The 22,082-nt window shown below is 38.6% G+C and carries 23 protein-coding genes, 1 pseudogene, 2 riboswitches and 1 other annotated feature; of the genes and pseudogenes, 13 read left to right on the forward strand and 11 right to left on the reverse strand.

All coding sequences use genetic code 11. From position 1 onward, the window contains the following. Positions 1–90: 90 nt before the first annotated feature. Entirely contained in the window at positions 91–1,632 is a 1,542-nt protein-coding gene (gene guaA, locus NSS80_RS03175; protein WP_024424487.1) for a glutamine-hydrolyzing GMP synthase, read from the forward strand. Positions 1,633–1,687: 55 nt separating this feature from the next. Here guaA and NSS80_RS03180 read toward each other — a convergent pair whose 3' ends face one another. The 4 genes from NSS80_RS03180 to NSS80_RS03195 all read right to left on the reverse strand — a co-directional run bounded on the left by NSS80_RS03180 (position 1,688) and on the right by NSS80_RS03195 (position 6,445). Beyond that, on the reverse strand, positions 1,688–2,197 hold the full coding sequence (locus NSS80_RS03180) for a YbaK/EbsC family protein (protein ID WP_317222170.1): 510 nt from the start codon (positions 2,195–2,197) through the stop codon (positions 1,688–1,690). A 100-nt stretch (positions 2,198–2,297) separates the two neighbouring features. Further along, entirely contained in the window at positions 2,298–3,353 is a 1,056-nt protein-coding gene (locus tag NSS80_RS03185) for an AraC family transcriptional regulator (protein WP_317222169.1), read from the reverse strand. Continuing rightward, entirely contained in the window at positions 3,354–5,015 is a 1,662-nt protein-coding gene (locus NSS80_RS03190; protein ID WP_317222168.1) for a 2-isopropylmalate synthase, read from the reverse strand. A 57-nt stretch (positions 5,016–5,072) separates the two neighbouring features. Beyond that, positions 5,073–5,338, reverse strand: a binding site (T-box leader). Between the two features lie 219 nt (positions 5,339–5,557). Next, positions 5,558–6,445: a helix-turn-helix domain-containing protein gene (locus tag NSS80_RS03195; protein WP_317222167.1), complete on the reverse strand. Its 888-nt coding sequence runs from the start codon at positions 6,443–6,445 to the stop codon at positions 5,558–5,560. A gap of 104 nt (positions 6,446–6,549) precedes the next feature. Here NSS80_RS03195 and NSS80_RS03200 point away from each other — a divergent pair. Then, positions 6,550–6,738: pseudogene (locus NSS80_RS03200) on the forward strand (GMP synthase (glutamine-hydrolyzing)); the annotation flags it as partial. An 812-nt stretch (positions 6,739–7,550) separates the two neighbouring features. Here NSS80_RS03200 and NSS80_RS03205 read toward each other — a convergent pair. The 5 genes from NSS80_RS03205 to NSS80_RS03225 all read right to left on the reverse strand — a co-directional run bounded on the left by NSS80_RS03205 (position 7,551) and on the right by NSS80_RS03225 (position 11,373). After that, the gene (locus NSS80_RS03205; RefSeq protein ID WP_342498409.1) at positions 7,551–7,760 is read right to left on the reverse strand and encodes a hypothetical protein; all 210 of its coding nucleotides are present in this window, start codon (positions 7,758–7,760) and stop codon (positions 7,551–7,553) included. A gap of 72 nt (positions 7,761–7,832) precedes the next feature. Next, positions 7,833–8,303: a hypothetical protein gene (locus NSS80_RS03210; protein WP_024424493.1), complete on the reverse strand. Its 471-nt coding sequence runs from the start codon at positions 8,301–8,303 to the stop codon at positions 7,833–7,835. Then, complete coding sequence (locus NSS80_RS03215) at positions 8,279–9,127, reverse strand: SAR2788 family putative toxin (RefSeq protein WP_024424494.1); 849 nt, start codon at positions 9,125–9,127, stop codon at positions 8,279–8,281. The genes NSS80_RS03210 and NSS80_RS03215 overlap by 25 nt, the downstream gene beginning before the upstream one ends. A gap of 1 nt (position 9,128) precedes the next feature. Further along, on the reverse strand, positions 9,129–10,058 hold the full coding sequence (locus NSS80_RS03220; protein WP_024424495.1) for a S8 family serine peptidase: 930 nt from the start codon (positions 10,056–10,058) through the stop codon (positions 9,129–9,131). Between the two features lie 748 nt (positions 10,059–10,806). Beyond that, a complete protein-coding gene (locus NSS80_RS03225; RefSeq protein ID WP_029707591.1) occupies positions 10,807–11,373 on the reverse strand; it encodes a GNAT family N-acetyltransferase in 567 nt (188 codons plus the stop codon). Positions 11,374–11,514: 141 nt separating this feature from the next. Between NSS80_RS03225 and NSS80_RS03230 the strand changes: the two genes are divergently transcribed. Further along, positions 11,515–11,835 carry a hypothetical protein gene (locus NSS80_RS03230; protein WP_342498410.1) on the forward strand — a complete coding sequence of 107 codons (321 nt, stop codon included), beginning with the start codon at positions 11,515–11,517 and terminating at the stop codon, positions 11,833–11,835. Positions 11,836–12,129: 294 nt separating this feature from the next. Here NSS80_RS03230 and NSS80_RS03235 read toward each other — a convergent pair whose 3' ends face one another. Continuing rightward, positions 12,130–12,303: a hypothetical protein gene (locus NSS80_RS03235; RefSeq protein WP_061418171.1), complete on the reverse strand. Its 174-nt coding sequence runs from the start codon at positions 12,301–12,303 to the stop codon at positions 12,130–12,132. Positions 12,304–12,360: 57 nt separating this feature from the next. Continuing rightward, a complete protein-coding gene (locus NSS80_RS03240) occupies positions 12,361–13,545 on the reverse strand; it encodes an MFS transporter (protein WP_342498411.1) in 1,185 nt (394 codons plus the stop codon). Between the two features lie 100 nt (positions 13,546–13,645). Between NSS80_RS03240 and NSS80_RS03245 the strand changes: the two genes are divergently transcribed. The 10 genes from NSS80_RS03245 to purB all read left to right on the forward strand — a co-directional run bounded on the left by NSS80_RS03245 (position 13,646) and on the right by purB (position 22,027). Beyond that, a complete protein-coding gene (locus tag NSS80_RS03245) occupies positions 13,646–14,542 on the forward strand; it encodes a LysR family transcriptional regulator (RefSeq protein ID WP_317222165.1) in 897 nt (298 codons plus the stop codon). 115 nt (positions 14,543–14,657) lie between these two features. Further along, positions 14,658–14,759, forward strand: a riboswitch (purine riboswitch). 144 nt (positions 14,760–14,903) lie between these two features. Next, positions 14,904–16,229, forward strand: coding sequence for an NCS2 family permease (locus NSS80_RS03250; protein WP_024424502.1), 1,326 nt, complete (start codon positions 14,904–14,906; stop codon positions 16,227–16,229). A gap of 209 nt (positions 16,230–16,438) precedes the next feature. After that, positions 16,439–16,600, forward strand: a complete 162-nt coding sequence (locus tag NSS80_RS03255) for a hypothetical protein (RefSeq protein WP_162860200.1) — start codon at positions 16,439–16,441, stop codon at positions 16,598–16,600. A gap of 11 nt (positions 16,601–16,611) precedes the next feature. After that, complete coding sequence (locus tag NSS80_RS03260) at positions 16,612–16,791, forward strand: YezD family protein (protein ID WP_024424503.1); 180 nt, start codon at positions 16,612–16,614, stop codon at positions 16,789–16,791. A gap of 222 nt (positions 16,792–17,013) precedes the next feature. After that, entirely contained in the window at positions 17,014–17,805 is a 792-nt protein-coding gene (locus NSS80_RS03265) for a hypothetical protein (RefSeq protein WP_317222164.1), read from the forward strand. Positions 17,806–18,009: 204 nt separating this feature from the next. After that, positions 18,010–18,564 carry a DUF2179 domain-containing protein gene (locus tag NSS80_RS03270; RefSeq protein ID WP_024424505.1) on the forward strand — a complete coding sequence of 185 codons (555 nt, stop codon included), beginning with the start codon at positions 18,010–18,012 and terminating at the stop codon, positions 18,562–18,564. Next, positions 18,561–18,761, forward strand: a complete 201-nt coding sequence (locus NSS80_RS03275) for an NETI motif-containing protein (protein WP_012009137.1) — start codon at positions 18,561–18,563, stop codon at positions 18,759–18,761. The genes NSS80_RS03270 and NSS80_RS03275 overlap by 4 nt, the downstream gene beginning before the upstream one ends. A 79-nt stretch (positions 18,762–18,840) precedes the next feature. Beyond that, positions 18,841–18,942: riboswitch (purine riboswitch) on the forward strand. Positions 18,943–19,111: 169 nt separating this feature from the next. Next, positions 19,112–19,600, forward strand: a complete 489-nt coding sequence (gene purE / locus NSS80_RS03280) for a 5-(carboxyamino)imidazole ribonucleotide mutase (protein ID WP_024424506.1) — start codon at positions 19,112–19,114, stop codon at positions 19,598–19,600. Next, on the forward strand, positions 19,593–20,735 hold the full coding sequence (gene purK, locus NSS80_RS03285) for a 5-(carboxyamino)imidazole ribonucleotide synthase (RefSeq protein ID WP_317222163.1): 1,143 nt from the start codon (positions 19,593–19,595) through the stop codon (positions 20,733–20,735). Before purE ends, purK begins: the two co-directional genes overlap by 8 nt. Beyond that, positions 20,732–22,027, forward strand: coding sequence for an adenylosuccinate lyase (gene purB, locus NSS80_RS03290; protein ID WP_008355754.1), 1,296 nt, complete (start codon positions 20,732–20,734; stop codon positions 22,025–22,027). Before purK ends, purB begins: the two co-directional genes overlap by 4 nt. The last annotated feature ends 55 nt before the right edge of the window (positions 22,028–22,082 follow it).

A 22,082-nucleotide genomic window follows, 5' to 3' on the forward strand; every position in this document is an offset into this window, starting at 1 on the left:
CAAAAGCGTGATTCACACTGAGAGCAGGTTTTCTCCTCTCATTTTTTCTGTGCGTTTATAAAAAACTATATTGGACATAGAGGTGACACCATGACAAATTTAGTAAATGAAATGATTTTGGTTCTCGATTTCGGCAGTCAGTACAATCAGCTGATCACACGCCGTATTCGTGAATTTGGTGTGTACAGTGAGCTTCATCCGCACACTTTAACTGCTGAAGAAATTAAAGAAATGGCACCTAAAGGAATCATCCTTTCTGGTGGACCAAACAGTGTTTATGATGAAGGATCTTTCCGCTGTGATGAAAAGATCTTTGATCTAGACATTCCGGTTCTAGGCATTTGCTACGGCATGCAGCTCATGACTCACTATTTAGGCGGGAAAGTAGAAGCGGCCAGCCAGCGTGAATATGGAAAAGCAGATATCCATATTAACGGAACACCTGCTTTATTCAAAGACCTTCCAACTGATCAAGTCGTTTGGATGAGCCATGGTGACCTCGTTGTTGAAGTACCAGAAGGCTTTACAGTCGATGCAACAAGTGCACATTGTCCAAACTCAGCCATGAGCTTAGCTGAGAAGAATTTCTATGGCGTTCAATTCCACCCAGAGGTTCGTCACTCTGAGTACGGAAATGACCTATTGAAAAACTTTGTCTTCGGCGTGTGTGATTGTGATGGCAAATGGTCAATGGAGAACTTTATTGAAATCGAAATGCAGAAAATCCGTGAAACAGTAGGCGACAAGCAAGTATTGTGCGCACTAAGCGGCGGGGTGGATTCATCTGTTGTGGCAGTATTGATCCACAAAGCCATCGGCGATCAGCTGACATGTATTTTCGTTGACCATGGTCTTCTTCGCAAAGGCGAAGCAGAAGGGGTTATGAAAACATTTAGCGAAGGTTTCAACATGAACGTGATTAAAGTAGATGCAAAAGATCGTTTCTTAAACAAGCTAAAAGGTGTGTCTGATCCTGAGCAAAAACGTAAAATCATCGGTAACGAATTCATCTATGTATTCGATGACGAAGCGGACAAGCTAAAAGGAATCGACTACTTAGCACAAGGAACTCTTTACACAGACATCATTGAGAGCGGAACAGCAACGGCACAAACAATCAAATCTCACCACAACGTAGGCGGTCTTCCAGAAGACATGCAGTTCGAATTGATTGAGCCACTCAATACGCTATTCAAGGATGAAGTCCGTGCCCTAGGTTCAGAGCTTGGCATTCCTGATGACATTGTCTGGAGACAGCCATTCCCAGGTCCAGGACTAGGTATCCGTGTACTAGGTGAAATTTCTGAAGAAAAACTAGAAATCGTCCGTGAATCGGATGCGATTCTACGCGAAGAAATTGCCAACTTCGGCCTTGAGCGCGACATCTGGCAATACTTCACCGTTCTCCCAGACATCCGCAGCGTAGGTGTTATGGGTGACGCAAGAACATACGACTACACAATCGGTATCCGTGCTGTTACATCTATTGATGGTATGACGAGTGACTGGGCAAGAATCCCTTGGGACGTGCTAGAAAAGATCTCAACTCGTATCGTGAATGAAGTGAAGCATATTAACCGTGTGGTGTATGATATTACGAGTAAGCCGCCTGCTACGATTGAGTGGGAATAATTGTAAAAGAGCTAAAAACCTTTGCGTATCAAGGGTTTCTAGCTCTTTTTTATTTTTAGCTGCACTTTTCCCTTCCGTCTTCATGTGTTAATGAATCATTCCATCCCTTACACACATCAATCCATTGTGAATAACCGGAGTATTTTTCTAATTGTTTTATTGTGAGTTCAATCGCACTGTTACTGCTCCCGCAGGCTGGATAGACTGTCTCAAAACGTTTGAGTGAAATATCTAAATAAACAGAAACGCCATTCTTTATAGCAAAAGGACATACTCCGCCAATTTCATGACCGACCAAGTCAACGACCTCATGAGGAGAAAGCATTTTAGCTTTTGTTTTAAAATATTCCTTGAATTTTTTGTTATCAACTTTTGCATCGCCAGAGGTCACAATTAAAATAGCTTGTCCATTTACTAGAAAGGATAGTGTTTTTGCGATTCTTTCAGGTTCGCAGCCCAATGCAGAAGCAGCCAAGTCTACGGTTGCACTAGATACTGAAAATTCTTGAATTCGAGTATCCATATCATATTGTTTAAAATAATCTTTTACTTGTTTGATGGACATGAGGATTTCTCCTTTTTATTTGTATTGATTTGAATTTTTCTCGTTTTTAAAATTGTACTTTTAAAGTACAATCTCTCCAAGTATTAATACAATAGAGTCATTATCTATTATTTAAACGATATTGATGTGGTGTTAGGTGATACTTTCTCTTAAATAAACGAATGAAATGCTCTACATTTTGATAACCAACGGCTGCCGCAATATGATCTACTTGTGAATTGCTGCCAGTGAGAATTTCGCAGGCTTTTTCCAATCTTATTTCTTGTCGAATCTCACGAAATGATTTGCCAAGCTTACGAGCTATATATTTTGACAGATAAGATTGTGAAAGGTTAAATTCCTCTGCCATCTCCTGGATGGTTATATGCTCACAACATTGCTGAATATATTGGAGCATTTCAATAATACGTATATCACGATATTGTTTGACCTGATTTACGTTCATATGACTTGGTTTGAATCTTAATAAAAGACATAATAATATCTCAAACAAATTATTCATAATCAACTGGTAACTAGGAAACTGATTATAATTTTCTGTAAATAGTTGAAGAGAGCAGTCTAGCAAATGTTTATCCAAGTGACTATGGAAAATAAGAATATTTTTATTTTCTTTTATATACAATGCATTCAAAAAGAATTCCGAAATGACATTATTTCCTTTTAACATTTTAAAAAACACTTTTTGAAAAGTACTCTTACGGATCATGATTTGCATGGCGATTGTATTCTCCATTACAATTGGCTTGTGTAGGGTGTCAGGTGGAATAAAGGCAATATCTCCTGATTTTAAAGTCATTTTTTTGTCTTCCACTTCTAAACACATCTCATTTTCCAGAACATAGATCATCTCAAAGAAATCATGGATAGCCGACAATTGAGGCATAAAACGGCTATACTTTCTCACTTCGATATCTTTCTCCTGACCTAACCACATGGTATCTTCCTTTTCAAATTCGTTCTGCCCATTTTGCAAAAATTCTTCTAAATATATTTGCTTATGCATTAAATTGTATTTATCATAATCCTTCAAAAATAATTGCAATGATTGATTGTCATGCTTTTTCTGTTGGTATTGTTGATAAAAGATTTCTTGCTCGTTATATTCTCTTAAATATTGCATCACTTCATGTTTTTCAAGTTTATCTTTTTCCATCTACATCCAAACCTCTAGTTTATTTACTGCAACCACCAGGGCCTTCACTGTTGCTTCTATAATATCTTTATCAATTCCAGCACCCCAATGCATGTTTCCTTGATATGAAATTCCAATTTGTGCACAGGCTTTTGCTTGAGAATCCTTGCCCAAAGAATTCTGTTCATAGACTTCTAAAACATATTCGAGATGAAAATATGCTTTTAACGCATTACTGATTGCATCTAAACTTCCAGTGCCAGTTCCTTGTATTTCAATTCGTTGATGATCTCTCAGCAAAGTTAAGGTAACTTCCTGCTTTTCTCCTTTATGAAATTGATAATCAAGCAGCTGGAAATGAGGGTGAAAATCAACATACTGTTCTTTAAAAACATGATATATTTCTTCGACAGACAATTCCCTACTTGTCTGATCAGATACTTTCTTCGCTGCATATCCCATGGCTTCATTCATTTGATAAGGAAGTTGAATGCCATAATTTGTTTCTAGTATATAGCCTATGCCGCCTTTTCCAGACTGGCTGTTGATTCGAATCACATCCGTTTGATAATTCCTCCCCAAGTCAACTGGATCTACTGGGATATACGGAACGTCCCATTTATCAACTTTATTTTCTTTTCTATATTTCATACCTTTAGATATCGCATCTTGATGTGAACCAGAGAATGCGGTGAAAACCATCTCCCCAGAATAGGGCTGCCTCTCAGGAACAGTGATTTTTGTTAGTTTTTCATATTTTTTACGAATAGCTTCTAGGTTATTGAAATTCAATTTTGGATCATAACCTTGTGAATACATATTCATCGCCAAGGTAATCAAGTCTACGTTCCCTGTACGTTCACCGATACCAAATAATGTACCTTCGACTCTTTCTGCGCCAGCCAGAACACCAAATTCTGCATCACTCACCCCAGAGCCGCGGTCATTATGAGGATGAACAGATAATGTCACACTGTCTCGGTAAGACAGATTTTTGTGTATATACTCAATCTGACTTGCAAAGATATGAGGCATTGAATATTCAACTGTTGTCGGAATATTGATGATTGCTTTATGAGTTGGTGTCGGTTTCCAAATATCTAAAACACTATTACAAATATCTAACGCATAATCAACTTCTGTTCCTGGAAAGCTTTCTGGACTATATTGAAAATAAATATCACTATTTGTTTTTTCGGCAAGTTCTTTTACTAAAATAGCTCCATCAATGGCAATTTGTTTAATTTCATCTTTTGTTTTCTTAAATACCTGTCTGCGCTGCGCTTCTGAAGTCGAATTATATAAATGAACAATCGCTTTCGGTACTCCCTTAATGGCTTCGAAGGTTCGGCGGATAATATGCTCTCTCGCTTGTGTGATCACCATAATCGTGACATCGTCTGGAATCATATGATGATCAATCAGTGTCCGTAATAGCCTAAATTCCGTATCAGAAGCAGCTGGAAATGCGATCTCAATTTCTTTAAAACCTATCTCTACTAATAACTGAAACATTTCCAATTTTTCTTCTAAGTTCATAGGAATAGGTAATGCTTGATTACCATCCCGCAAGTCCACACTGCACCATATCGGAGCACTTTCTAATGTTTCTTTCTTCACCCAATCATACGTAAGGTTCGGTGGCAAAAAGTATTTCTTTTCGTATTTTTTGTGGTTAAACATCATCGATTCCTCCTAGAAAATAGAATATAAAAAAAGCCTATCATCTCCAATATTTACCTTGGAGACGAAAGACTTCTGCTTACGCGGTACCACCCCTGTTTCATGATAACCATACATTATCATGCCCTTATTCGGATACAGATTGTTTGATCTGATATCCTTCCCATATAACGGTGGGGGGGCCGTCCTTAACTACATTGATACTTTTCATTTCACTAAGGCTACTCTAAGGTGAGTTCCCTGCCATTTTGTTGTTGCTTCTCATCAACCAGCAACTTTCTGAAAACATTTCGGCAAGTACTATTCCTTATCATCGCATTCTCATTTTTCTGATTTTTTCTATTATACCAAGTCTACAAAAAAGAGATAGTGATAGGGATATCTTTTTTAATTGATTTTTTTTGTTCTATGGGTGCTTATCTTTAATCCTCTTCACCAAATAAAAATCCAAGGCCACAAATAAAGGTGAGTGAATTCATAGCGAACAATAAAATCGCACCAATTTTTTTCATGGCAATGAACCTCCTCTTAAATTCAGTCTGCTAGCCTTCAAAATTTAAATTCACTGGTTCATCCTCTAAATGATCCACAGTATTTTGTTCTGTCACTGGCACACTTTCATCTACAATTTTAAAACTAAGTTCGTCCATCCAAATGTGACCTTGTCCATGTAGTAATATGCCAAACGCAATGACTTCACTTTTGACTGGAACATCCAATACTACACTAAAATGATTCCAGCCGTTTGTTCCTGTAATGGGGCGGTTCATCATGTTGTCAAACGCAAGAACTTCACCTGAAGAATGGTCAATCCTCATCCATAAACCAGCTGAACCTTTCACATCTTCGCTTTTGACAAAAGCAGAAAATTGAAGGCGATCTCCTCGGTAACGATCAGACTTAATTTGCTGCATTAAGGTCGCGAATCCTCGTGCTTTTTCATCCTTTGATTTCAGGTAAGCTGAGGTAGTACCACTGTGTACAATTCTGTCATCCAAACCTGTTTCATAATCAGATGGTGTTTCTCCCGTCATAATCCAGCCAGTAGGTGTGTTCTTATTTGCAGCCATATTCGTTTCCTCCTTATCAATGACATTCCTTAGTAATCTCCGATAACGTGCGGGTGACATGTCATATATCTTCTTAAAGGCTCTAGTGAAGGATTCCTGTGAACCAAAACGATACTGCAATGCGATATCAATCGCCCTCTGGTCCGTATGAATTAAATCCTTCGCCGCTTGGGTCATTCGACGTTCCCGTATATAGTCAACAACTGACTTCTTAATCACTTTTTTGAACATACGGTGAAAGTGAAACCTAGAATAACCAGCGTGTTTCGCTAGAGTTTGAAGCGGTAAATCATCTTTCAGATGCTGTTCAATATAATTCAATGTTTCTTGAATCGTTTTCTCATGTTCTTGATAGGACAACCGAGCACCTCCTTGCCTTACGAGTTTAGTATAGCGGAAATGCTCTTTAGGAAACTTGACTTTTTGTGCTGTGTTGCAATTATAGAATGGACCTTATAGTCCTAGGTTCAGGACTGGGTATCCGTGTACTGGGTGGAGTTTCTGAAGAAAATCTAGAAATCATCCGGGAATAAGATTTAATTCTACTCGAAGAAATTTCCATCTTAGGCTTTGAGTGAGACATCTGACAATATTTTGAGGTTCTCCCAGAAATCCACAACAAAGGTGCCATGGATGACGCCAGAATATACGACTAAACAATTGGTATCGGTGCTATCACTTTGATTAATTACAGTTTCAGCAGAACTGCAAAAAATATTTAATTAGATAAATGTAGGTTGAGGGATATTGAAGGAAAATCAGATGTGAAGGGGATACAATGAATGAACAACTTAAAATTATTATTGATCTCATAATTAAAGCAGATAATACAATTGAAAAGAATATCATATTCGAAAAATTTTTTAATAAATCAGATCATATAAAAATATTCAAATATTAATGAAAGTTTTAAAAATAGGGAAATTAACGGTTATAAAATATTTCTCCTGACTATACAAAAATGTGGATTCTTGATAGTAATTATATTGGAGGGGATTACCGAAAATAAAAGTTGGTAAAGTTGTACATTTTGATTTGAATATTTTGACGTATTTAAACAGGTTATTAAATGATTATAGACAAAATATTCAGAAGAATGAATTTCTCGATTATCTAAATTTTTTTAAAAATAATCAATTCAATTATAATATTACTACTGCATTAATGGAACGCTCAATGTCCGATATAAGTGGTGTTGATAAGAATATTTGGAGGGTACTCTAAAAAAACTGTTGAGCCCATTTTAAATACAGTTTGGGATATTTACCATGTAAGATTAATAGAACAATCTTTTTTTATAGATAATAGTAATAAGGAAGAGATATTTTTATCATAATTTCAGTTCAAGAGATGATGCTTTTAATGAGTTATCTAAAATAAATCAAATAAAGGTTTTTGTAATTAATGATGGAAGACCGCTTGCAATTCGAGATATAGGTATAAAAGATATTTGTAACGACGAATTTTACAATGAGCTTTCATTCTTCATTTTTATTGCTATTTTTGGGCATTCTTCTCTGTTTTGATTTATTAGCCATATCGATCCTACAAATATAGACATCCCAAACATCTTTAAAATAAAACTTGTCAAAAATGTATATCCTTCGATTTCAATACCTAGCATAATTGTGACTATTATGATTCCTATAAAACCAGCTAAGAAATATAAAATCAAAAATACACCTCCTCTAAAAACATCCTACTAAAACATTGAAAAGAACCCCTAACCAGGAGTTCCTTTCTCTATTCAATATTTTCTTAATGGGATATTTCCAATAAAGTTTTTTAGTGAAATTTTATAATGTTGTTCAATGTCACGTCCAAGGTTTTCATGTAATACCTTCATTTGTTCAATTATATAATTAAGATCGAATACATTATATAACTGTTGAGTTTCCCAAATAGTGGTGAGTCGAGCCTTATTATCAAATGGTATTACTGAAATAATGGGGTCGTCTTCCTCATACTCCATTGTGTAATATCTATACTCTGTAACTTTGTTTTTTTTCTTTATCTTTTTAATCCAGTCGTGCAAAGATGCATAAAATTCTAATAAGGCGATATTTTCTTCAAAATATACTTCGCCATTTATAACTATTTTAAACTCTCCCTCTACTCTTAGAGCTGTTGATGGATCTTTCTTCATGTTCTTTGGAATATCTTTCTCATCAGATGTGAACATATAATCAAATTCTACTTGATTGGATAAGCTGTCCATATTTTACCATCCCAACCTATAACTATTTTTATTTTTGTCTCACCTTTTGTTCCGATTTTCTTTTTCAGATTTGCAGTGATGACAAAGGATAGTTTTTTATTATTGTTTATAGTAAACGAAACATTTTTAGATTGTAAAGCTTCTTTTATCCATTTATTTACTGTGCTCTTGCTTTTGGTATCAAATTTTCTGTATCTACCTTTTGCATTACTAAGATGTTTGTTGCTAACAGAAAACTTAGAAACTTTTTTTATACCTTGTTTAATTACCTGTTTTTTAAAAGTTTTTATTATTAGCTTCTTTCCGTATTTTTTAATAGCATATTGAATACCAAACCTAGAAACAATTCCAACTATTATTGCTGGAACAATTGATGACTGAGCTTCTATGGTGCTAACTTTATACTCTTTTCCTGTTTCATCATCCACAAAGGTTGCTGTAAAATCATTTCCTTCAATCTCTTCAATTAACACGTTGAATTTGTTAGTTTCTTTTTCCCCATTTTCTAACTCTGTAATACCATCAACTGTGATTTCACCTGTCTCATGATTAATTTTCATGTCAGTTTGGACATTCATACTCTCAGCTTCAAGCTGAGTAGATATATTAACTTCATCTAGGCTTTCCTTAACTTCCATTAACATATCTTGTTCTAGCTCTATCCCCAATTCTTTTTCAACATTCACTTCATATTCTTTACTAGCATTCTCTTCTATTCTTAAAGCATCAGAATCAATTTCGCCTGATTTTGCACTTGCAAATTCAGGAACAACTCCACACAAAAACAATGTTAACACAAGAATTTTTATTAAAACCTTTTTCAATCTAATTCTCTCCCTTGTTACAAATAATCATCCCATTGCCATACTCTCTGTCATAACCTAGCTTTCCAAGATCAACTGTATTTTTCTTGAGTGTTTGATGAACATTCTCTTTAGATTTGTATTTTTTAGAATACAAACAGCCTATAGCACCTGTTGCAAACGCAGTTGCAAAGGATGTACCTTTTACCTTTGTATATCCTCCGTGTATATCAGTTGTTTTAATATTTACTCCAGGCGCAGAAAAGTCAATTTTTCCTTTTGCTGAAATTGGATCAATTTTTAGTTTTTCGTTAAGTGAGGATATCGATAAGACGCCTTCATATTTTGCAGGGTATTCAACAGTTAGACCTAATGTATTTCCAGAAGCAGCTGTAATTGTTATATTGTTATCTAAAGCAATTTTTATAACATTTCGTAATTCATCGTAGTCTTTTCCAAATCCGAAACTTATATTAATTATGTCTACCTTTTGCTCAATACACCATTTAATCCCTTTGACAACATCTTCAACTTTTCCTTTGCCATTTTTATTTAGTACCTTGACATCATAAATAATGGGATTCTGTGAAATACCTTTTATTTCTTCACCAGTTGCAGCGATTATTCCGGCAATTGCTGTACCATGACCATAATCATCTTCGATAGATTTTTTTGGTTTAATAGCATTGTACTCATAAAAAGTTAAATCTTTAAACTCTTTATGTGACTTATTAATACCGCTATCAAGGATAGCAATTTTGACATAATTCTTATGATTATTAGGTTTTTCATGACCTATAACTTTATATCCCCATAGCAGGTCTTTTTCCTTCTCTGTCTTGTATGATTTACTATTATCCTCAGAAACATCGCCAGATAGTCCCCAACATAATACAATTGCAAGAATCACTAGGCACGAAACAAATAGTAATAAGGCTTTTGACTTTTTCATTCAAGCTTCCTTCTCACATGCAGTATTTAGAATTAATACAGAATATACCTCCCTTCCCTTTTTACGAAATACAAGAATATATTAACCTATATTTATTTTGATGTAAATGTTATTTAAGGTAATATATCCTTATATATTTAAAATTTCCCATGCGTGTACTACTGTAAATATGCCAGTTCTTCTTCTTGACTCGTTTACTTAATAATTATCTATGATTTTTTGATTAAAAATGTTTTGCCACTGCCAACTATGACCTGATAACACAATGAGTTTATTCATTACTTGTTGTAACCTCACTCCAACTCCACATGTCCAACGTTCTCCAAAATTGAAAGCGAAACAAGTAAACGTAAAAATAATGTCACTAAAATAGATTTTGAAAATGAAAAATCTAAATTAATCAGTGAAATTGCAAATGGACAAAAGCTCTTTTTTTGGAATATGAATTATTCCAACTAAAACAGATTAAAGAATAGGCTATTTTTATTTGAATCTTGTACTTAGAAAAGAAAAGTAAGTGAAATAGTGTAATTACTTAAGTGTGGATCTGCATTTTGTTCAAAAATTTTTACTATTACTGATACTATAATTATAGAAAGGGTGTTGAATATTGCTGGAATTGTAAGTAAATTAGAAGGGTTACCATGCAAAGAAACTCTAGTCATAAACTTGACTAGAGGTTTCTTACTGGGTAATTGTGCAATTTTAATTCATTCACTTTAACGCTTCTGTTTAAAAATCATTCAGTTTATTTGAAATCCCTCTTCAAAATCGAATAAATAAACACATCATCAAACCCATTCTGACCAAGATCATACTCCCTTAATAAACCCTCTCGAACAAAATCAACATTCTCCAATAATTGAACAGAGGACGTATTTGCTGGATCAATAATCGCTTCAATCCGATTCAGATACATTTCCTGAAACCCATATCGTAACACCGCAGCAATTGCTTCGCTCATGATGCCTTTTCTCCAATGATCGTGGTGTAATTCATAGCCGATTTCCGTGCGGCAGTGCTGTTTTTCTAGATTGAGAAAGCCGCAGCTGCCGATGATCGCAGGATCATCTTTTAGAGAAATGCCCCAGCGGATGCCTGTTTGTTCTTTGAAGATGTCGTGATACCACTTGATTTCTCCTTTTGTGTCTTCAATCGTTTCATGAGCATCAATGCCCATGTAGCGGCACACGGTTTCATTGGATAAGTAGATGTGCATATCCTCAGCGTCTTCGATTGTTGCTTGTTTTAAGATTAGTCTTTCGGTATGTATGGTTGGAAATGATTGCGGGAATATCAGTTTATGTCTATACATATTTTTCTCCTCGTGCAATTTTATTTAAATTATACCTGTACTGGTCGATTTTGTGTAATGCTTTGGTATAATATGTGAGAATGTGATTGCGGGGATAATTCACAAACAGAATTCGATTAAAAGCAAAAGAGGATAATTGAAATGGGTATTTTTCTAATTATGATCGTCATCGTGATGATCATCGTATCTTTAGCGATCTATTTGTTTAAAAAGGGAATCATCCATTCTAAAGTGTTAGTGATTGTAGGTTCTGTTTTAGGAGGAACCGCACTATTTGTTTGGGTGGCTATGTTTTTTAATTTTCACTCTGTATCTTTAACAAATGAATCGCTAGGTCATTTTAAGATTGGTGAAAAATTTGAGAGAGATCATACTTTTGTGGAGAATACTCAATTCTCCCATCCTAAACAGAGGGTCTATATGGAAAAAGAAAATCAAGATTTTGTAGTATCAGTTGATTAACATCATCGAGTTACATCTATTTACAATCAGTCAAAACAGAAAAAACTCAAAACATCTAAGGGAATCACTATTGGAGACGATTATTCATCTGTGCTACAAACATATGGAGATCAATTCAAGAAGCTCTGGTTTGTCGAAGGGTATAGCAAAGGTATACAATATCAAGATCAATCAAACGGTATCATTCTGGAGTTCTTTTTCAATGACAATAAACTAGCACTCATTGAACTTCGTAGTAAGCGGAAATAAAAAAGTAGAAAGTAAAAACAAGCATTTCAATTGAAATGCTTGTTTTTATGTTTCTTTTCCATAACATGTCTTACAATAAAAAACCCCTTCATTCCTGAGCCAAGCCTTTACCTCTGTCATTCCTCGTCTCTTTGGATAGACCAGCTTGACGTACACTTCTTCGTTTCCTTCTATCTTTTTCTGACAGCTAGTACACGTGGGTTCTTCGAATAGAAACAAGTAAAAAACTCCTTTTTAACTCAGTTTCTTCCATCATACCAAAAATTGAAATGTTTTCTATGGGTTTTCCGGTGTCTTTCGTTGGGCACGTTCGTGTAAATAAAAAGAATACCGAATCAACATCAACGCCACAAAACTAGCTAATCCGCCAATCCAGCTTAAGTTCGTGACATTTGTATACTGTATAATCACACCGCCCATTGACGATCCAAGCATCATGCCGATGTTCATAATCGCTGTATTAAAGCTTAGCACGGTTTCTGATGCTTGGGGTTTAAGGGAGATCAGATAAAATTGCTTTGCTGGTGTTGTTGTCCATGTGGCGATGCCCCAAATGGCGAGTGTGATCAAGACGCTAATTGTTGAGAATTGCGTAAAGAATAAGGCAAAGAGAGCGAACATCTGGATCATGATGCTGATCGAAATGGTTCGGTTTGGTCCCCATTGATCGACGGCGAAGCCGCCAAAGCGTGAGCCAATAAAAGCAGAAATGCCTAAGACGAGCAAGGCCATGCTTGTCATTTCAATTGAAAAGCCGGCGGTCTGTCGTAATAAAGGAGAGATATAAGCAAAGACCATCGTGTAGCCTAAGATCCAAAAGACCGTCGTGGCTAAGCCGCTGATCACTCTGCGGTCTTGAAGAATGTGTAATTGCTGCTTTAATGGCAGATGTGAATGTCCCTCTATGCGTGGCAGCAATTGATAAAGAAGCAAGAAGAGACAAGCAGTACCTAGTGCAATGATGAGAAAAATATAGTGCCAATCCACATGACCTGATAGAAATGTCCCAATAGGCACACCAAGTACGAGTGAAACGGTGAATCCAGTGATGACAGTTGCCATTGCACTTCCCTTTTTTTCTGGCGGGGCGATCTGCGCTGCATAATTCGTGGCGACGACAATATATAAACCGCCGCTCATGGCCATGATGACACGAGATAGCAGGAGCAGCACAAAATGATGGCTGAAAAAGGCGAGCATATTGCCTAAAATAAACACAAAAATAGCTGATAACAAAACCTTTTTTCGGTTCAGCTTCGACGTTGCCATGACTAAAAAGAGAGCGCCCACTGCATAAAAAAGAGAATAGACGGTGATGAGCTGTCCGGCAGCAGGAATGGAGATGTGTAAATCAACAGCAATGATATCTAGAATGCCTGACACGACGAATTCTGACGTGCCTGTGACAAATGAACCGACAGCTAAAAGAATGATCAATAGCTGATGAGATGTGTTTTTCATTTTGAACCCTTCCTTCATGTTGATACGTTGTCTTTAGTTTAAATTCCGTGCTAACATAAGTAAAATTGATGTTTTTCATGAAGGAGATGAGTAAATACTCATGAGCTTTGTTCGCTTTGATATTATCGCAAAAGTTGTGGAGCTTGGCAGTTTTACAGCAGCAGCTGAAGCATTAAATATGACGCAGTCAGCTGTGAGTCATGCAGTGGCGAATTTAGAGTCAGAGTGGGGTGTGTCTTTATTCATTCGTGACCGAAAAAAGGGTATTATGCTGACGGACATTGGTCAAACGCTTCTCCCGCATATTAGAGAAGTGTTAAATAGAGTGGAGAAAATCCAGCAAGAAATTGCGTTAACGAAAAATATTGAAACAGGTATGATTCGTATCGGCACATTTGCCAGTGCCTCTGCTTGTTTATTGCCTAAACTGCTTGTGAGCTATCAGAAAAAACATCCAAAAATTGAATTTAAATTTTATGAGGGAACGTATGAAGAAATATTGGAGTGGCTGGATTCTGGCATCATTGATGTTGGATTTGTTGTAAAAGGTCATGCGGATGAAGCCTTTGATTTACGGCCGCTTATGAAAGATGAGATGGTCGTCGCCTATCACCCAAATCATCGATATGAACAGCAGCCCATTGTAGATATAACAGATTTGGCAGATGAACCATTTATTATGCCGACTGGCATGTATCAATCACATGTAGAGGACATTTTTTCAGAGGCGCAAATGAAGCCAGCTGTTTTATTTGAAGTTCATGATTGTACGACCATTGCCCGTATGGTCGGGGAAGGACTTGGCGTCACAATAGGCCCTGAGTTGTTTTTAAAAACGCAGCAGCTTGTGCATATTCGCCAGCTGAATGTCTCTCATCATCGTGAGGTTGCGCTCGCCTGTCCTTCGCTCTCTCAAGCTTCGCCGGCAGTGAAAGAGTTTTTCCATGTAGCCGAAGCGGTTTTTGCAAAAGAGAAGGATTTGGGGAAGGGTGTATAAAGAACTAGATGTGAATTTCCAAATTCGTGTAATAAGACGAATGAAGCGGACATTTCTTTGAAAAATGTTCGCTTTTCGTATTGTGTTTTAAAAATGAAGTTGGTACAATAGACACAGAAATCAAATAGATAGAAGTCGTATAATCGCGGGGATATGGCCCGCAAGTTTCTACCAAGCTACCGTAAATGGCTTGACTACGTCAATTCACACTCGTTTGATATAAATCATGCATTGTTCTTGTTTTATGTCACAGTCTGAATTCACATATGTAGTCAAGCGTCCCAAAATTGTTGGGGCGTTTTTTATTTGACTAGTGAATGGGGCAGGCTAAAGCAAAAGGACATGAAGGGAGTCAGTTGGCTTGAAACAGTTTTTTCAGTTTGATGAATTAGGTACGAATTACCGCAGAGAAATCATCGGTGGTTTAACCACATTTTTGTCGATGGCTTACATTCTGTTTGTTAATCCGATCACACTTGCATTAGTGTCTGTGCCGGATTTTCCAGATAAATTACGAATTGATCAGGGGGCAGTCTTTACAGCGACGGCGTTAGCTTCTGCTGCAGGGTGTATTCTGATGGGATTGATCGCCAGGTATCCGATTGCGATTGCACCCGGTATGGGTCTGAATGCGTTCTTCGCCTTTTCGGTTGTACTTGGCATGGGCATCAAATGGGAAGCTGCACTTTCAGGTGTGTTTGTTTCAGGATTGATTTTCGTTGCTCTTTCTTTAACAGGTTTCCGTGAAAAAATCATCAATGCCATTCCGGCTGAGCTGAAGCTGGCAGTTGGTGCGGGTATTGGTTTGTTCATTACGTTTGTCGGTCTTCAAGGCTCTGGCATTATCGCCAATAATGATAATACGCTCGTTTCGCTTGGAAATATTCATAGTGGTCCGGTTCTGTTAACGGTGTTTGGTATCGTTGTGACGGTCATTTTAATGGTACTTCGAGTGAATGCAGGTGTCTTCATTGGGATGCTTGTGACAGCTATTGCAGGGATGATTTTTGGTCTTGTGCCAGTACCATCTCAAATTGTGGGAAGTATTCCAAGCTTGTCTCCAACCTTTGGTCAAGCCTTGATTCACTTACCAGAAATTTTCTCTATTCAAATGCTTGTCGTGATTTTAACGTTCTTATTCGTTGGGTTCTTTGATACAGCTGGTACACTTGTGGCTGTGGCAACACAGGCTGGTTTAATGAAGAATAATGAGCTGCCTCGTGCAGGAAGAGCACTTCTGGCGGATTCTTCTTCTATTGTTGTAGGTTCTATTCTTGGTACATCTACAACAACATCTTATGTTGAATCTAGCTCAGGTGTTGCTGCTGGTGCGCGTTCTGGTTTTGCAGCTGTCGTCACAGGGATTTTCTTCTTGCTTGCGATGTTCTTCTCACCACTTTTATCCATCGTTACATCGAATGTAACAGCACCTGCTTTAATCATTGTCGGTGCACTGATGGTCGCTCCGCTGGCGAAGATTGCATGGGATCGTTTTGAAATTGCGGTACCAGCTTTCTTAACGATGATTATGATGCCACTGACTTACAGTATTGCAACAGGTATTGCGGTTGGCTTTATTTTCTACCCGATCACCATGATCTTTAAAGGGAAAGCGAAAGAAGTACATCCAATTATGTACGGATTGTTTGTCATCTTTATTCTATATTTTGCTTTCTTAAATCATTAATTGAACATTTGAAACAGCAGCTCATAGAAGCTGCTGTTTTTTTGTTAAAAAAATCAAAACATAGTTGACTTATAGGAATTATGTGTTTATGATAAAAAGACATAATTCGCTGATTGGATCACCAAAGGCGCTTTGATTTCCTTTTTTAATAGAAGGTTTCAGGGTGCCTTTTTTTTCTTGCAGACATTCAAAAGGGGAGGAGATGTCTTTTGTCACGCTGGCTTCGACAGGTGATTGAACGAAAAAAGCAGGTGCTGATTCAAAAGCTCCTTTTATGGGGGCATGAAGAAGGGCAGGAAGCGCTCATGCATTATACAATTCATGAGCTGGAAAATGAGGTTCTCTATTTAAAAGAGCGAAAACAAAAATAGGGGGATGAGCGATGGATGAACAAAAGCTGAATTATATTTTATCTGCCTTAAAAGGGATCGACTATGGATCAGTGGTCATCACCATTCATAATGGACATATTACACAGGTTGATACGACCAAGAAGACTCGGTTCCCCGCTCATCAGGAGAATCTCCGGGTCCAGCAAGGAAAGCGGAGTCAATATCGTTGACCATGAATTTCAACATTGATAAAAAGCTGATGGAGGCCGTCAGCTTTTTTGTTTTGTCTTATTTTCTCTCCATTTTAAAACCTCTGCTGCCTTTTATCCGTCTATTCGTATGAACGTCAAGGAATCTTGACTGAATAGAGAGACTCCGCTACTTTAAGAGGAGTCATCCGAACAGTTCATGCACTTTTCGCACTGTAAGGATTGGATAGGAGTTGATATGAGATGTTAGAGAAAGATCAAGATCAGGGGACATCTGAAAAGAAAAACGAAGAGTCATCAATAGATCAAGAAACAAGGCAATCCCGCCTCAGCCGCAGCGCTGCAAAACGTGGAAGATCCTCAAAAACAGCGGATGATGAGCGTTCAGCTATCCAGCGTATACTGCAAGGTGTAGGAGGCGCGTTTAAGCGTTATGGTTCATATGGACTGGCGATGTTAAAATCACCGAGTCAGGCCATCAATCAAGCAGAAACATTGCGTATGAAGTACGCCTGGATCTCGATTGTGTTATTCAGCGTGTTTTTTGCTTTAGGCAACTATGTTCAATTAAAGGCGTCAAAGACCCGTTTATTAGGCTTTGGCATTCATTATTCTTTTGGCGACGCCTTTTTGAAGGTAGCGGTCTTTACACTCATTGTGCTGACATTGATGATGCTTACCGTCTGGCTGCTCGGAAAGTACATGCTAAAAGGAAACATATCACTGAAAGAAGTGATCATGAAGTTTGGTGCTGCGCTTGTGCCGGTGTTGGTTTTATCCATCCTTTGGCTTGTATTTGCCATGCTGAATATTCCATATGTGACCGTCATAATATCCGTAATGATGTTTGTCGGCCTCCAGTTGATTGCGGTCGTGCTCTTTCGCTCGTTTCAATCGGAGCATGATGCCGTACGTGGAGATTTGATGTATGCGGGCTGGGTCTTTTTATTGGTTGAGCTTGTCATCATTGCGCTGCTCTGGGGCATAGTCGGGGAGTATTTGATTCCATCACTTGTTCCTGTTCGATTTGGATAAAACACACTGAAAACCTCCTTTTTTGAAAAAGGGGGTTTTCATGTTGAGAAAAGAAAAAAACGGGTAAACTCTTGGTAACAAAGACCACCCTTGTTGTCGAAAGATATATGTGTTTTGATCGCGTAAATTTGATTGTATCAAGGTATGTTCTCTAGTAGAATATGGGGTGCTTTATTTGATTTTTTAGTGCAGGGGGTTCGAATCGTGCTTCAACAACTTTTATCCAATGCGTTCACCATGGTTTTAATCATTTTAGTGATTAATATTGTTTATGTTTCTTTTTCCACCATGCGTTTGATTTTAACGATGAAAGGCAGACGGTACGCAGCTGCTTTTGCGGGTACGATCGAAATGCTCATTTATGTCATTGGGTTAAGTATCGTTTTAGATAACTTAGATCAAATACAAAATGTCATTGCGTATGCGCTAGGTTATGGGATGGGGATCATTGTCGGGATGAAAATTGAAGAGAAGCTGGCACTTGGCTACACAACTGTTAACGTGATCACAAAAGAATTGGATGTCGATCTCCCAAGACAATTGAGAGAAAAAGGATATGGTGTCACCAGCTGGGTAGCAGGCGGTCTTGAAGGAGACCGGACAGCATTGCAAATTTTAACACCGAGAAAATATGAACTGCAATTATATGAAACGATTAAGACGCTGGATTCAAAGGCGTTTATCATTTCATATGAGCCCAAATCGATTCACGGCGGCTTCTGGGTGAAGGCTGTGAAGAAAAGGAGAATTAAAGAATGACCGCAAAACCAAAGAAGAAAAAATTCTATGTGGAAGACAACATGACGATTGATCAAGTGTTGTCCCAGATGGCAGCGGAAGGCTACTCGCCTGTCCGTCGAATGGAGGAACCGATTTTTCAAGAAAAGAAGGAAAATGGGTCGATTCAGATCATTCCGATTGGGAAAAAAATCGTATTTGAAGGAAAAATAGTCTAAATCCGAACATTAAAACGACGACTTCATAGATTGTTCGATAAATCCGTTGACATCATGAACATCCGTTGTTAAGATAAACATGAAATCAAAACACGAGCCTCATATAATCTTGGGAATATGGCCCATAAGTTTCTACCCAGTTACCGTAAATGACTGGACTATGCAGGATAGTGAACAAAACTGACATGGCGTTTCAAAAGCGAACAGCGCTTACCATGGCCCGGTTTGTGTTGCTTCCTAACATTGCAATACAGACCGGGCCTTTTTGTTCGGCGTTTGACAAGCTGCTTAGGTTTGGGAAGCGTGTCAAACGATACAAAATCGAATAACAGCTTAAAGGTGGGGACAAAATGAAGCCGCTTGTAGGTGTCATCATGGGAAGTACATCTGATTGGGAAACAATGAAAAATGCGTGCGACATCTTAGAGGAATTAAACATTCCGTATGAAAAACAGGTAGTATCCGCACACCGGACACCTGACTTGATGTTTGAATATGCGACTGAAGCAAGAGGTAAAGGACTAAAGGTCATCATTGCCGGTGCTGGAGGCGCAGCACATTTACCGGGGATGGTCGCAGCAAAAACGACACTGCCGGTCATTGGTGTGCCTGTACAATCAAAGGCACTAAACGGGCTGGATTCCTTATTATCCATCGTTCAAATGCCAGGCGGTGTACCAGTTGCTACAGTAGCCATTGGCAAAGCCGGTGCAACAAATGCAGGCCTTCTTGCCGCACAAATGATTTCAGCATTTGATGAAAAGGTCGCAGCTCGCCTTGAAGAAAGAAGAGAGCAGACAAAACAGACTGTACTAGAAAGCAGTGATCAGCTTGGCTAAGCAGACCATTTTTCCAAACGCAACCATCGGGATCATTGGCGGCGGACAGCTTGGCAGATACATGGCTGTCAGCGCAAAGCAAATGGGGTACCGGGCAGCAGTTCTAGACCCAGTTGCACAATCTCCTTGCGGACAGGTTGCTGATAAAGAAATCACAGCCGCATATAGTGACCTTGAAGCGATTCGAAAGCTGGCAGACGTCAGCGATGTGGTGACTTATGAGTTTGAAAATATTGATTATGATGCACTCAATCAGCTGAAGGAAGAAGCCTATTTACCACAAGGAAGCGACCTTCTCCTTTTAACTCAAAATCGTGAGACCGAGAAAAAAGGAATTGTAGACGCAGGCTGTGAAGTAGCGCCTTACCGCATTATTCATGATGAAAAAGAGCTGGAAGAAGCATTGGACGTGCTCGGTTTGCCAGCCGTGCTGAAAACATGCAGAGGCGGCTACGACGGAAAAGGACAGTACGTCATTAAAGAAAAAGGACAGCTTCAGGAAGCAGCTGCACTGCTCACACATGGAACTTGTATTTTAGAAAGCTGGGTTCCATTCCAAATGGAGCTATCAGTGATCGTCACTCGTTCTGTTCATGGAGAGATTGCAGTATTCCCAGTCGCTGAGAACATTCATAAGCATAATATTTTGTTCCAAAGCATTGTACCTGCAAGGGTAGAGAACCGCATTCAGGAGAAGGCGAAAGATCTGGCAACAACACTGGCTGAAAAGCTGGGGCTGGTTGGTACTCTTGCTGTAGAACTGTTCCTGACAAATGACGGAAAGCTGCTCGTCAATGAACTGGCACCACGCCCGCATAATTCTGGTCATTATACACTCGATTTATGTGAGACAAGTCAGTTTGAACAGCACGTCCGCGCTATATGTGGTTTGCCGCTTGGCGGTACAGCCCTTTTATCAGAGGGAATGATGGTGAATTTATTAGGCGATGAAGTGGACATTCCAAAAGAGCATCCTGAGCTTCTCAAAGAAGCGAAGCTTTATCTATATGGAAAGCATGAAGTAAAAGCCGGCCGCAAAATGGGGCATATGACGTTTATGAAACAGCTCGATGATGAGTGGATGACAAACATCACAAAGATATGGACTGAAAGAGATGGAGGAAACGGGAAATGATCGAACGTTACGCACGACCAGAAATGTCAGCAATCTGGACAGAGGAAAACAAATTTAATGCATGGCTTGAAGTAGAAATTCTCGCTTGTGAAGCTTGGGCAGAGCTTGGCGTCATTCCGAAAGAAGACGTTGTGACAATGCGCAAAAATGCAAGCTTTGATATTGGACGTATTTTAGAGATTGAACAAGACACGCGCCACGACGTGGTTGCCTTTACGCGTGCTGTCTCTGAATCTCTAGGAGAAGAAAGAAAGTGGGTTCATTACGGATTAACATCGACAGACGTAGTGGATACGGCGCTTTCATATCTATTAAAACAGGCGAACGATATCCTGCTCAAGGACATTGAGAGATTTGTTGACATCCTAAAAGAAAAAGCAAAAGAGCACAAATATACCGTCATGATGGGCCGTACACACGGTGTACACGCTGAACCGACAACATTTGGCCTGAAGCTTGCTCTTTGGTACGAGGAAATGAAGCGTAACTTAGAACGTTTTAAACAAGCAAAAGCTGGCATTGAATATGGCAAAATCTCTGGAGCTGTTGGCACATATGCGAACATCGACCCGTTTGTTGAGCAATATGTATGTGAGAAACTTGGCATCAAAGCTGCACCAATTTCAACCCAAACCTTGCAGCGTGACCGCCATGCAGATTACATGGCTACTCTTGCTTTAGTCGCAACGAGCATTGAGAAATTTGCTGTTGAAATTCGTGGTCTTCAAAAGAGTGAAACACGTGAAGTAGAAGAGTTCTTTGCCAAAGGACAAAAAGGGTCATCAGCGATGCCGCATAAGCGTAACCCAATCGGTTCTGAGAATATGACGGGAATTGCCCGCGTGATCCGTGGATATATGCTGACAGCTTATGAAAATGTACCGCTTTGGCATGAGCGTGATATTTCTCATTCATCTGCTGAGCGCATCATTTTACCAGATGCAACGATTGCACTGAACTATATGCTCAACCGTTTCTCAAACATCGTGAAAAACTTAACGGTTTTCCCTGAAAATATGAAACGCAACATGGACCGCACACTTGGCTTAATTTACTCACAGCGCGTTCTTCTTGCATTAATCGATACAGGTATGGCACGTGAAGAGGCATATGACACGGTTCAGCCAAAGGCGATGGAAGCGTGGGAGAAACAAGTGCCGTTCCGTTCATTAGTAGAAGCAGAAGAAAAAATCACGTCACGCTTAACACCTGAACAAATCGCTGACTGCTTCGATTACAACTATCATTTGAAAAATGTCGATATGATTTTCGAACGTCTAGGTCTTGCGTAAGAAATGGGCCGCCTGCTTGCCAGGCGCCCAATCCTGAAAATTGCCAACATTCAAA

It is taken from the genome of Bacillus sp. FSL M8-0350 (assembly GCF_038593345.1).
Taxonomy (GTDB): Bacteria; Bacillota; Bacilli; order Bacillales; family Bacillaceae; genus Bacillus; species Bacillus safensis.